We start from the raw sequence: 11,415 nt of genomic DNA on the forward strand, positions 1-11,415 counted from the left end.
GGTCAGATCGACGAAGCGGGGGAAGATGCACGCTCCCTAACCTCGCGGCTGCGCTCGCCCGCCGCGGCGAGCCGTGAGGCCTCGTCGAAGAGCGTCAGTGCCTTCCGGACCTGCGGGTCGGCGTCGGAGAGGATCCGGTTCTGGGCCTCGACGCCCCACTTGACCTTCGCGATCTGAGCCCGCAGCTGGAGCTCGACCTGCGGCCAGGCGGTCTCCATGGCGGCATCGAAAGGAATCGACTTCGATTCGAGGAAGTGGCGGACCTCGTCACGGAACGCCGCATCCACCGGAACCTCCGGCTTGAGGTCCGGGTGCGCCGGGACGTAACGGACGGCGAAGTCGAGGATCAGGTTGTCTCGTACGAGGCGCGAAAGGACCGGGAGCGCCCGCTCGGCGCGCACCACGTAGTCGGGGGTGATCCCCCCGCCGCCGTAGACGGTCCGTCCGGAGTCGGTGTGCTTCGTCTCCCGCCGGTCGGGCGCCGGCTGCGCCTCGGCGGCCGGCGCCTCGGCCTCTTCCTCCGGCTCGAGGAAGTAGTCGTCGAGGTCCGAGTAGTCGCGCTGGATGAGGCGCCCCGAAGGGGTGAAGTACTTCGCGGTGGTGAGCGCGACGGCGCCGCCGCCGTGGAGCGGGATCACCCGCTGCACGAGTCCCTTCCCGAACGTGGTCTCGCCGACGACGAGCCCCCGGTCGTGGTCCTGGATCGCGCCGGACACGATCTCGCTGGCGGAAGCCGATGCATGGTCCACGAGGACCACGAGCGGCGCGTCGATTCGGTCCACGTCCTTCGCCGCCGGGTAGTCCTGGTCCGATCCCGGGACGCGCCCGCGCGTGTACACGATCATCTTCCCCGCGGGGATGAACCGCTCCGCAACCTGCACGGCCTGTTCGAGGAGGCCTCCAGGGTTCCGCCTCAGGTCCAGGATCAGCCGCGCCATTCCCTGGGCCTCAAGGTGCTTCACGGCCTCGTCCAGCTCCGTCGCGGTCGTGGAGGTGAAGTTGGCGAGACGGATGAAGCCGGTTCCCGGTCGGACCATGTAGGCCAGCGTGATGCTGTGGGTGGGGATCTCGTCGCGGATCAGCGTGACGTCGAACGGAGCGTCCTCGCGCGGCCGCTGGATGGTGATCGTGACCTTGGTTCCCTTTTCGCCCTTGAGTCGCCGGACCGCCTCCTGCACGGACAGGCTGATCGTGTCCGACCCCTCGATCCTGGAGATGATGTCGCCGGCTTGTAGGCCCGCGCGGCTCGCGGGAGTGCCGTCGATCGGTGCGATGATCGTGAGCGGCTTGTCCGGCCCCGGCTTGTTGATCTGGATTCCGAGCCCGAAGAACTTCCCGCGCTGCTCGTCCTTCATCTCGTTGTAGGCATCCTTGTCGAGGTAATTGCTGTGGGGGTCCAACGTGTGGAGCATCCCCTGCACCGCGTCCTCGACCATGGCCTTCGATTCGACCTTGCCGACGTAGTTCTCCTCCACGATCGCGAGGGCCCGGCCGAACGACTGCAGTAGCGCGTCGGACTTGTCCGCCTCGGCGCGCGCGCGACCGCCGATGATGCCGCCCAGCGTGCAGCAGGCGGCCAGGACCAGAAGGACCATCAGTGCGGATCGACCCGTCGTTCGCTTCATCGTATCCCCTCGGAAGAGGTTGTCGGGAGGGTTTGATTATAGGCTGTGGTCTGCGCCGGGGCAAAGACGGGGTTCTCGGCGATTGCGCGGATCGCAGGGACGGGACTTTCTTGACACCACCGGGGCGGCGAAGTAGGCTACGACGTCGTGTGGGCGCGGGGGTCGGGAGAGGAGGGACCCGCCATGTTCGGTTCGATCGGCGGCCCTGAGATCCTCCTGATCTTCGTTCTCGCCCTTCTCCTATTCGGCCCGCGGAAGCTGCCCGAGATCGGCCGCGCACTGGGGAAGACCGTCGCCGAGTTCCGGAAGGCGACCGCGGAGTTCCGGGGCACGCTCGAGCGAGAGGTCGAGATGGAGAAGCTGAAGGAGACCGGCGGGGCGCTGAAGTCCGCCGCGGCGGACACCGCGGACTCCGTGAGGGGCCGAGGTCTCATCGCCGAGCTCGCGTCGGCCTTGCGCCCCGCGGCCGAACCGTACGACGGTGGCACGGATCGCCTCAATCGAGAGGAGGTCCGTATCCCAGCCGGCGTCGCTCCTGCCGCCGCGGGGCCCTCCGCCGCTCCGATCCCGTTTTCCGACGAGAGCGAGGCGAACGCTCCTCCCGGAGCCGCCGCGGCCCCGGCCCTCCCCGAAGATGGCGCCAAGCGCGAAGAACCCTGACGGCACGATGACGTTCCTCGAGCATCTGGACGAGCTCAGGAAGCGGCTCTTCCGCTGCGCGATCGTGTACGTCGCCGTCCTGTCGGCCTGCTGGTACTTCAGCCCGACGATCGTCGAATTCCTACTGCGGCCGATCAGGCGGCACCTGTTCGCCGGAGGGGACATCGTGTTCCTCCGGCTGACCGAGCCGTTCATGGTGTACATGAAGGCGTCGGCGATAGCGGCTCTGTTCGTCGCCGCTCCCTACCTCCTGCACCAGCTCTGGGGATTCGTCGCTCCTGGCCTTTACCGGCACGAGCGGCTGACCGGCGTCGCGTTCCTCACGTTCGGCACCCTGTTCCTAGTCCTCGGCGGTCTCTTCGGCTACTACGTCGCCACCCCCATTGCGGCAAAATGGCTGATCCAGCTCGGCTCCGGCTTCAAGGCGTCGCTCACGCTCGAATCCGCATTCGAGTTCGAAGCTTGGGTGCTCCTCGGGATGGGACTGGTCTTCGAGCTTCCGATCGTCCTGTACTTCCTGGGCCGCATCGGTCTCGTGACGCCCCGGTTCTTGCTCCGCCATCTCCGACTGGCCATCGTGGTCTGCTTCGTCATCTCCGCGGTCATCACCCCGACCGGCGACATGCTCACCATGAGCGTATTCGCGCTCCCGATGGTGGCGTTGTACCTCGTGGGCGTGCTGGTCATTTGGTTCACGGCACGGCCGCGGAAGACCTGATCGGCATGTCACCCGTGGCGGTCCGCGCGCCGGCCGGTTTCCTCGCGAGAGGGCAGGGGCGGCACGTTCTCCTGGCGCGCGTGGAACTCCTCGGTCGCGCCCTTGACGCCGGCCTAGGGCAACCCGCTTCGTGGGAGGGCGAGTTGGTCGAGCGGCCCGGCGGCTCCGGCCGCGGAGCGTCCGGGAGGCTCGTTCTCCCGGGAGGAGTCCGCCTGGTGGTCAAGCGAATGCGCCGCGGGGGACTTTTGGCCCGGATCTGGCGAGACCGTTTCCCCGGGACCGCTCGCCTCCTCGGCAACCTCTCCGTGCCGATGGAGGCCGCGCGGCGGGGCGTTCCGACCGCGGCGCCCGCCGCGATGCTGATCGAGATCGGGCCGATCGGTCTCGACCGCGCCTGGATGGCGGTGGACGAGATCCCCGGCGCCGAGGATCTCCTGACGCGGTTATCGGGTCCCCGCCCGCCCGCCCGGGAAGAGATCGCCGAGCTTCTCCGCGCGGTGAGGCGCATGCACGACGCGGGGGTGGAGCATCGCGACCTCAACCTCGCCAACCTCCTCTTGAGCTCGGATGCCGGCGCGCACCCCGAGGCGTGGATCGTTGATCTCGATCGTGCGCGACTCTTCGACGCGCCGCTTCCGGTTCGGAAGCGCCGCGCGGCGCTCCTCCGCATGGAGCGCTCCTACCTCAAGAGTTTCGGCGATTTGGGACCCCTCCCGGCGCCCCGCGGGCCGACGTGGATCGACGCGTACGCGGCCGGCGACCGCACGCTCGCGAGGGCCCTCGAGACGGGAAACCGCGTCGCCCGCGCTTCGCTCGCGATCCATCGGCTCGGGTGGCGGAAATGAGGACGGCGGACCGGCGACCGGCTCAGCGCGGTCCCGCCGCCTCCCGGGACCGGCGGCCCGCGAGGGCGTCGAGCGTCCCCCGGACGAACGGCGACGCCGCCGTCGCGAGCGCCGTCCAGAAGAGCGCCGCGGGGAATCCCTGAGGCACCCGGCCGTCGAGGACGTCCCTGAACCTCCAGCAGAACGACGCGGCCACTCCGGAAGCGCCGCCGACCGCGACCGCCCAGCCGATGCGAGACGGGGAGATGGACCGTCCCGCCGCCTCCGCGGTCTCGTGGGCGAGAAAGCCCACGATCAGCAAGAGCGATACGACGACCGGGTAGATCACGGGGGCGAGCCACGGGACGGGAATCAGGAAGAGGATGTCCCAGGCGCCGAAGGAGTCGGGCCAACTGAGAAAGATCCGAAGCCCCGCGTAGTACACGAGATCCCACACGCCGAAGAGGAACCCGAACACGAAGAAGCCGTCGGCGCGATGGCGCCGGGCCAGCGCGGCGACCGAGGCGAGCATGACGATCGTCGCCGCCTCGCGGATGACTTCCGCGACGGCGACCCGATCCGGCATCCGCACGATGGGGAAACGGAATCCGCCAGGGTAGTACAGTTCGCGAAGGTACAACACGACGACGGACTCGAGGATTCCCATGGCGATCGCGAACGCGGTCAGCCCGAGAGCCCTCCTGACCCGGCCCGTCACGCGAGCCGCCTCGGGCTGGCTCGATCCAGCACCTCACGGACGGCGCCGGCCACCGCCTCCGGGGTCACCCCCTCGAACCCCCCCGCCTCTCGATCCGTCCGCTTGACGCCGGTGTAGACGCGCCCGGGCGGGGACACCGCCGCATGCGGTACGCCCCACGGCGCGTTGACCTCGGGATCGGTCGGGCCGTAGATCGCGACGACGGGGCAGCCGACCGCGCACGCGAGGTGAAGCGGCCCGGTATCGCCGGCCACCAGGAGGCGCGCGCGCCGGACCACCGCCGCCAGCATGCGGAGGTCCGTGGGTGGCGCGAGCGCCGCCGCGCCGGCGCACGCCCGGACCGTCTGGATCGCATCGCTCTCCTCCCCCGGGCCATGCAACACCAGGGGATGGACCCCACGGGAGCGGATCTCGCGAGCGGCCGCGGCCAGCAACCCGGCGGGCGGCTTCTTGTAGGACTGCTTCGCGCTCGCTCCGGGCACGATCACCGCGTAGGGGCGACCGCGACCGATCCGGCCGGCCACGAGGTCGCGTCCGGCCTTGAGGCACGGCACGGAGAACGGTATCCCGCCGTCCGGCAGTGGCTCCACCGCGACGCCGAGCGCCCGCACCAGCGCCAGGTTCCGCTCCATGCGCGGCATCCGTTGCGGCCCGGCGTCGACGCGGTGCGTGGTGAAGAGGCGATTCCCCTCTTTTTGTTGGGGCCCCGAGTAGCCCAGGCGGACGGCCGCGCCCGAAAGCCGGCCCAGGACTCCACTTCTGAGGTTCCCGTGGAAATCGAGAACGATGTCGGGGGCCGCGGACCGCACCTCTCGGGCGAAGCGCGCGACGGAGAGCACGAGCGAGACCCAGAGGGCGGGCGAGCGCGCGAGCCGAGACCATTCGCGCCGAGGGACCGCGAAGCACCCGTCCAGGTCGGGGTGGTCGGTCAGGATCGGGGCCCACCGGTCGTCAACGACCCAGTAGATCTTCGCGTCGGGGAAGGCGAACCTCAAGAGGCGCACCGGCGGGAGCGTCCGCAAGACATCGCCGAGTGCGCCCATGCGAAGCGCGAGAACGGTCAACCCCTCGCCGTGTCCGAGGAACCGCTGGGCCAGCGTTTCGGGCAGGGGCTTCACCACGCGAGTATAGCCGACGCATCGGGCGCTCGCGCTTTCCCATCGTCGGGGCAGCGGCGACCCGGCGGTAGAATCAGGAGAGCGGCGATGCCGCGCCGCGCGGAGGATGGATGTCGATCGACGCGAGGCTGCTGGCGATCCTGGTCTGCCCGGCTTGTCGCGGGCCTATCCGCGAGGGTTGCGAGGACAGCGGACTGGAGTGTGCGGACTGCGGGCGCGTCTATCCCGTTCGAGATGGCATTCCCGCCATGCTCGTGGAGGAGGCCAGCCCACCGACCCGGCGCACGACGAGACGATGATGCGCTGACAGCACGAGGAGCCGGAAGGCACGGAAAATCCGGTCGTCGCTCGCCTCGGCGACCCGATGGCTCGCGCGCCGGATAAGGCCTTGAGCACCATGCACTTGACGCCGCTCCCACCCGGACTAAGTTAAAGCGGGGGGCTTCCCGTCGGGAGACGGCCCAAGGCGGGGAACAGACCCAGGGCGGCCGAGTACCCGGCGCGCTGGCGCGGCCGGCTGGATGACGGGGCGAACGACATGCACGAGACGAGCCTGCCGGAGGATTCCGCCGGCCTTGTGGCCGGGCGCCTCGAGGGGATGAGCATCCCTGACCTCATGTGGTTGCTGTTCCGGAGACAGGCGACCGGGGTTCTGCACCTGAGCCGCCGCGGTCTGGCCAAGCGGATCTTCTTTCAGGACGGCCACATCGTCTTTGCCGCATCGAGCGACCCCAACGACCGGCTCGGCGAGATGCTGCTCCGGGAAGGGCTCATCGATCTCGAGCAGCTCGAGGACGCGATTTCCAAGCTCTACCTCGGGAGGCGGTTGGGGACGCTGCTGGTGGAGATGGGGCACCTCCGTCCGGAGGACCTCGTCCGCGGCGTCATCGCGCAGGTTCGCGAGATCGTCCTCGAGCCGTTCACCTGGGAGGAGGGAGCCTACCGCTTCGACGACGGGCCGCTGCCGTTGGACGAGGTGGTCACCCTGGGAATGAAGACCGGCGAGATCCTCATGCAGGGGATTCGTCGGATCCGCTCGTTCACCCGGATCCGGCGGAGCGTCGGCGGGCTGCGGCAGCGGTTCGCGCTGTCCCCCGGGTCGGCGGAGATCGTGGGAGGATTGTTGCTCACCGACGGCGAGCGGCTCCTCCTGCAGCGGCTCCAGCGCGGGAGTGCGTCCATCGAGGCCCTCTGCCGCGAGATCTACGCCTCGAACTTCGAGATCCATCAAGCGCTGTGGGCGTTCCGGGTGCTCGGCGCGGTGACCGAGGCCGACGGTTCGGACGGGTCGGCCTTGGCCGAATCCTCGCTGGACGGCCGGCTCGGCCCCGAAGGCATCGTCGACGTTCTGGTCAAGCTCTGCCGCGCCGGCGAGACCGGTGTGCTCCACGCGAATCGCGGACCGCTGGAACGGACGTTCCATCTCCGGGAGGGACGTTGTGTCTTCGCCACCAGCAACAGCATCGACGACGGCCTCATCGCCCACCTGCTGCGGCGCGGCGTGATCTCGATTCGTGACCGAGAGGAGACGGCGAGGCGGCTCCTCAGCAACAAGAGGGTGGGCACCATCCTGCTCGAGATGGGCGTGCTCGACGAGCTGGACCTGCGCGAGATGGTGAGAGAGCAGCTCAGCGAGATCGTCTGCGACACGTTCCGATGGGAGGAGGGAGAGTACCAGTTCGTCCGCGGGGAACTCCCCACCATCGAGGACATCGTCCTTGAATCGAGCCTGGAGGACCTGGTTTCCGAGGGGATCCGGCGGGTGACCTCCTGGTCGAGGGTGCGGGCCGGCTGCGGCGGCTTCGCGGGTTCGCGCCTCGCCTTGACCCCAGGATACCTCGACGTCCTGGACCACATGAAGGTCGGCGCGGACGAATGGGAGGTCGTCTCCTGCCTCGGCGCGCCGAAGACGCTGCTCGACATCTGTCGAAGCGTGTCGCTCGGCGACTTCCGGGTCTGCCAGATCCTGTGGGCTCTGCGCCTGCTCGGAGCGGTTCGGGACGAGCCGGCGTCCGGCGTGTCGGAGGTGCTTCCGACGGAGTCGCTCGCGGATCGGTCCGCCGATTCCCCGGGGCCTCCCGCCGCCGCCGCCGGTCCACCCGAGGAACCTCCCATGGTCGGCAACGGCGTGGAGGCGGCCGCGGTAGAGGCGAACTCGATCCCGGTCTCGCCGCCCGAGGAGACCTCGCCGGAGGTCGTCTCGGAGACGTGGCGACTCACCGGTGAAGCATTCGCCGCGTCACCGCACGAGGAGCTCGAGCCCCCCGCGACCGGGGAGGCCGCCTGCGCCGTTCGTACGACGGAGGCTTGCGGGGACGCCGCCGGGCCGCGCAGCGAGCCCGCGGAGCCGCAGGAAGGCGCGGCGCCGTCCGCTCCCGAAGCCTTTGCGCTCGACTCGCCCGCGGACGCCACCCTGGCCTTGACCCGTGACGAGGTCGAAACGGCCCTGGGGCTGGCGCCCGCGACGCGCCACGAGGAGGAGTTCGAGCTGGCCGAGCCGGGAACCGGTGCGGACGGTCCATTCGCTGACGCCGTGACGGAGGATGCGGCCGGCGGGAGGGAGTTCGAGATCGGCGAGCCCGCGCCGGAGGCCTCGGAGCCCGAGCCCGCGACCTCCGGAGATGCCGGACCTTCGTTCGAACTGGCGGCCGAGGATACTCCGCCGCGGAGAGAGGAACCGATCTCGGAGACATCGACACCGGAGTTCCCGGATCCCGAGAGCACCGGCGCGATTCCACCCGAGGACGTCGCCCGAGCGATCGGGACGCTCGCCGAGGAGGGGCCGGCGGCGGCGGAGCCGGCGCCCCAGGAAGCGGAGACACGGTGCGAAGCCTTCACCGCCGAGTCCGGTCGCGCGGAGTCCGAGGCGGCACCGGAGACACCGGCCGCCGCCCCTGTCGAGACGCCGGAGCCGGAGCACGATTCCCCGGGTCCGCTCGCGGAGCTCGACCGCGCCATCGGCCGTTTCAACCAGCTCCACCGGGTGCTCTATCGCGCGATTCGGTCCGAGGTGGGCGCCGGGGCGGTGAACTTCATCCACGCGTGTCGCGGAGGCCTCGACGGAGGTCAGGGCGAGCTGTTCGCGGGAAGCCGGCTGCTGCCTGACGGGAGCTGGGATCCCGAAGGGCTCAAGAAGGCGATGCGAGAGAGGCGCGTCAACGAGCCCTGGCCCCGTCTCCAAAGGCTCCTCGATCGCGAGTTGGAGATGCTCAGGCCGCAAATCGACGAGACGCGTATCAAGGCGCTCCACGAGCAGCTGTCGGAACTCCGCGCATCGCCCTGAGCCGACGGTTCAAGTCGGCGTCTGACGTGCCCGGGGGCTAAACCGCCCGCCCGCCGGAGTAGGTGTCGTCGCCGCGATCGTCATCCCACAGCTCTTCGGCGTCGTAGACCGGCGCGCTGGCAGGCGGCGCTCCCGGCTCGCCGGAGGCCGACGGGTCCGTCGTGGATCCGGGCTCGCGGGCTTCGCGAATCGCGTCGGGCTCGACGCGCGGGAACGTGAGACGTTGGGTCCTCAGGTAATTCAGCTCTGTCTCGAGCTTCTGGATCTCCCGCCGCAGCCGGTGGTTGGCGAGCCGGAGGTTCGCGCCCTCCGCGACCGCGATCACCCCGGCGTAGACGATCCCGGCGAGGACCGACAGGACGACGACGGCGAACAGCGGGACCTCGTCGTGCCGGCTCTTCCAGACGGTCACGTCGACCTTGGTCTCGAGATTGGTGAGCACGAAGCCCAGGAGGTTGAGGAAAAGCAGGATCGTCAACAGGATCACGAGCAGCCGCATGTCCGCCTCATCGCGTCTTGAAATACGTCCCCGAGATCCCCTCCCACTTCCCCTGCGCCTTGAGGATCAGGGTGATCACCTCGCGAACGGCGCCGTCTCCTCCGGCCCGCTCCGTGACCCAGCGCGCCGCAGCCGTCGCCTCCTCGGACGCGCCCGCCGGGGCGACGCCCAACCCCACGCGCCGGAGCACCGGCACGTCCACGAGGTCGTCTCCCATGTAGCATACCCCCTCGTCGTGGAGTCCGAGGCGTCCCGCGATCTCCTCGTAGCGGGCCTCCTTCTCCAGCACGCCCACGTGAGTCTCGGCGATGCCGAGCTCTCGCGCCCTCGCCTCGACCACCACGGAAGCCCGGCCGGAAAGGACGCCGAATTCCAGTCCGAGCCGCTGGCCCATCTTGATCCCGTACCCGTCCCGAACGTGAAACGCGCGCCCCTCGGTCCCGTCAGAGAACTGGAGCAACTTGCCGTCGGTCATCACGCCGTCCACGTCGAGCAGGACGAAACGGACCTTCGCCGCCCTATCGAAGATGTCACGGGGGACGTCCTTCATGGGGTCCGGGCCTCCTCGCCGTCCTAGAAGAGCTGGGTTCTCCAGAGGTCGTGGAGGTGGATCACCCCGATCACCCGCCGCGCGGCGTCCACGACGGGGAGCGATGTGATCTTTCGCTCTTCCATGATGCGGAGCGCGGCCGTGGCCAGCCCGTCGGGCGGGAGGGTCACCGGCGAGCGGGTCATCGCGTCGCCGGCGGTGGACTCGAGGGGGCGCTCGGACCGGAGCATGAACCGCCGCAAGTCGCCGTCGGTCACGAGGCCGACCAGCCGGCCGTCGCCATCGACGACGCAGGTCATCCCGAGCTGCTTTTCCGACATGATTCGGATCGTGTCAGGCATCGGCGACGACTCGTGGACCGCGGGGATCCCGTCGCCGGTGTGCATCAGCTCCGCCGCGGTCAGGACGGCCCGTCCGAGCCGGCCGCCCGGGTGGATTCGCGCGAAGTCCTTGGCGGAGAACCCGCGGCGCTCGTAGCACGCCACGGCCAAGGCGTCTCCCATGGCCAGGGCGGCGGTCGTGGAAGCCGTGGGGACGATCTCGAGGCTTCCCGCCTCGCGATGGACCCCCACGTCCAAGTGGACGTCGGCGTGGCGGGCGAGCGTGGACCGCGGGTCGCCGCTCAACGCCACGAGGGACGCGCCCAGTCTCCTCAGGACTTCCAGCAGCCGGACGATCTCCTCGGTCTCGCCGGAGTTCGACAGCGCGAGCACCAGGTCGCCGGCGACGATCATTCCGAGGTCGCCGTGGATCGCTTCCGCGGGGTGCATGAAATAGGCGGGAGTGCCGGTGGACGCCAGGGTCGCCGCGATCTTCTGGGCGATGATGCCCGACTTGCCCATGCCGGTGACGACGATCCGTCCCCGGCACGCGACCAGCATGGTCACGGCCTCGTCGAAACTCTCGTCAAGCCGTCCGACCAGATCGGCGACGGCCTTGGCCTCGACTTCCAGGACCCGGCGTGCGGTCTCTCGCGCCACGGCTGCACCCCCACGGCCCGGCATGATAGCCCAGGTGCGCACGATCAACGCGGGGGGGAGGAGGAGGTGAGCCCGTCGCCCGGACCGGTCCTGTGAGGCGGCCAAGCGCCGGTCGGCGTCTCGAACCACTCCACCCGCCAAGTTCCGTCCGAGACACGAACGGCCTGGACCGAGCATCGGAGCGTGCCGCCGCCCGCCAACTGCGCCTCGAGATCCACCGCGGTCCGCTCGGCGACGGAGAGGGGCTCGACCGCGACGGCGCGCGGAGACTCCGCGACCGCGAGGGCGCGAAGCGCGGCGGAGAGAGCCGGCCGTTCCCAGCCCCCGGCTCCCGGCGTCAGCACGTTCGACATCCGGCGGTCTGGGAGGCCCTGGGCTCGCGCCAGCGCGAACAGCTCCGTCGCCGCCGCCTCCGGGGACGTAGGCGGACGGAGGACCGG

12 protein-coding genes are annotated in these 11,415 nt (G+C 69.8%); 5 read left to right on the top strand and 7 right to left on the bottom strand.

Annotated features, from left to right (window positions below; translation table 11 throughout):
- Nucleotides 1-2: 2 nt before the first annotated feature.
- Nucleotides 3-1,625 carry a S41 family peptidase gene (locus LAO51_02865; GenBank protein ID MBZ5637679.1) on the bottom strand — a complete coding sequence of 541 codons (1,623 nt, stop codon included), beginning with the start codon at nt 1,623-1,625 and terminating at the stop codon, nt 3-5.
- 183 nt (nt 1,626-1,808) lie between these two features.
- Here LAO51_02865 and LAO51_02870 point away from each other — a divergent pair, with 183 nt between their 5' ends.
- The 3 genes from LAO51_02870 to LAO51_02880 all read left to right on the top strand — a co-directional run bounded on the left by LAO51_02870 (nt 1,809) and on the right by LAO51_02880 (nt 3,848).
- Complete coding sequence (locus LAO51_02870; protein MBZ5637680.1) at nt 1,809-2,285, top strand: twin-arginine translocase TatA/TatE family subunit; 477 nt, start codon at nt 1,809-1,811, stop codon at nt 2,283-2,285.
- 7 nt (nt 2,286-2,292) lie between these two features.
- The gene (gene tatC, locus LAO51_02875) at nt 2,293-3,003 is read left to right on the top strand and encodes a twin-arginine translocase subunit TatC (protein MBZ5637681.1); all 711 of its coding nucleotides are present in this window, start codon (nt 2,293-2,295) and stop codon (nt 3,001-3,003) included.
- 143 nt (nt 3,004-3,146) lie between these two features.
- Entirely contained in the window at nt 3,147-3,848 is a 702-nt protein-coding gene (locus LAO51_02880) for a hypothetical protein (GenBank protein ID MBZ5637682.1), read from the top strand.
- Between the two features lie 22 nt (nt 3,849-3,870).
- On the opposite strand, the gene LAO51_02885 is transcribed toward LAO51_02880, so the two are convergent.
- Nucleotides 3,871-4,545 carry a hypothetical protein gene (locus LAO51_02885; protein ID MBZ5637683.1) on the bottom strand — a complete coding sequence of 225 codons (675 nt, stop codon included), beginning with the start codon at nt 4,543-4,545 and terminating at the stop codon, nt 3,871-3,873.
- Nucleotides 4,542-5,666, bottom strand: coding sequence for a hypothetical protein (locus LAO51_02890; GenBank protein MBZ5637684.1), 1,125 nt, complete (start codon nt 5,664-5,666; stop codon nt 4,542-4,544). The genes LAO51_02885 and LAO51_02890 overlap by 4 nt, the downstream gene beginning before the upstream one ends.
- Before the next feature lie 107 nt (nt 5,667-5,773).
- On the opposite strand from LAO51_02890, the gene LAO51_02895 reads away from it, so the two are divergent.
- Together LAO51_02895 and LAO51_02900 are read left to right on the top strand one after the other, a co-directional pair.
- Nucleotides 5,774-5,962 carry a Trm112 family protein gene (locus tag LAO51_02895; GenBank protein ID MBZ5637685.1) on the top strand — a complete coding sequence of 63 codons (189 nt, stop codon included), beginning with the start codon at nt 5,774-5,776 and terminating at the stop codon, nt 5,960-5,962.
- A 239-nt stretch (nt 5,963-6,201) separates the two neighbouring features.
- Nucleotides 6,202-8,946 (top strand): DUF4388 domain-containing protein, encoded by a 2,745-nt coding sequence (locus tag LAO51_02900; GenBank protein MBZ5637686.1) that lies wholly within the window; start codon nt 6,202-6,204, stop codon nt 8,944-8,946.
- A gap of 37 nt (nt 8,947-8,983) precedes the next feature.
- Here LAO51_02900 and LAO51_02905 read toward each other — a convergent pair whose 3' ends face one another.
- From LAO51_02905 to LAO51_02920, 4 genes are read right to left on the bottom strand one after another with little or no spacing between them, the layout of a single operon-like run.
- Nucleotides 8,984-9,445: a LapA family protein gene (locus LAO51_02905; protein MBZ5637687.1), complete on the bottom strand. Its 462-nt coding sequence runs from the start codon at nt 9,443-9,445 to the stop codon at nt 8,984-8,986.
- Nucleotides 9,446-9,452: 7 nt separating this feature from the next.
- Complete coding sequence (locus LAO51_02910) at nt 9,453-9,995, bottom strand: HAD hydrolase family protein (protein MBZ5637688.1); 543 nt, start codon at nt 9,993-9,995, stop codon at nt 9,453-9,455.
- Nucleotides 9,996-10,018: 23 nt separating this feature from the next.
- A complete protein-coding gene (locus LAO51_02915) occupies nt 10,019-10,999 on the bottom strand; it encodes a KpsF/GutQ family sugar-phosphate isomerase (protein ID MBZ5637689.1) in 981 nt (326 codons plus the stop codon).
- A 20-nt stretch (nt 11,000-11,019) separates the two neighbouring features.
- Nucleotides 11,020-11,319 carry a hypothetical protein gene (locus LAO51_02920; GenBank protein ID MBZ5637690.1) on the bottom strand — a complete coding sequence of 100 codons (300 nt, stop codon included), beginning with the start codon at nt 11,317-11,319 and terminating at the stop codon, nt 11,020-11,022.
- Between the last annotated feature and the right edge of the window lie 96 nt (nt 11,320-11,415).

The sequence above is a fragment of the Terriglobia bacterium genome (assembly GCA_020073205.1).
Taxonomy (GTDB): domain Bacteria; phylum Acidobacteriota; class Polarisedimenticolia; order Polarisedimenticolales; family JAIQFR01; genus JAIQFR01.

Bases quoted from the DNA above. Each gene is read 5' to 3' on its own strand.
- LAO51_02865 (MBZ5637679.1), bottom strand. From the start codon at position 1,625: ATGAAGCGAACGACGGGTCGATCCGCACTGATGGTCCTTCTGGTCCTG.
- LAO51_02870 (MBZ5637680.1), top strand. From the start codon at position 1,809: ATGTTCGGTTCGATCGGCGGCCCTGAGATCCTCCTGATCTTCGTTCTC.
- tatC (MBZ5637681.1), top strand. From the start codon at position 2,293: ATGACGTTCCTCGAGCATCTGGACGAGCTCAGGAAGCGGCTCTTCCGC.
- LAO51_02895 (MBZ5637685.1), top strand. From the start codon at position 5,774: ATGTCGATCGACGCGAGGCTGCTGGCGATCCTGGTCTGCCCGGCTTGT.
- LAO51_02900 (MBZ5637686.1), top strand. From the start codon at position 6,202: ATGCACGAGACGAGCCTGCCGGAGGATTCCGCCGGCCTTGTGGCCGGG.
- LAO51_02905 (MBZ5637687.1), bottom strand. From the start codon at position 9,445: ATGCGGCTGCTCGTGATCCTGTTGACGATCCTGCTTTTCCTCAACCTC.
- LAO51_02910 (MBZ5637688.1), bottom strand. From the start codon at position 9,995: ATGAAGGACGTCCCCCGTGACATCTTCGATAGGGCGGCGAAGGTCCGT.
- LAO51_02915 (MBZ5637689.1), bottom strand. From the start codon at position 10,999: ATGCCGGGCCGTGGGGGTGCAGCCGTGGCGCGAGAGACCGCACGCCGG.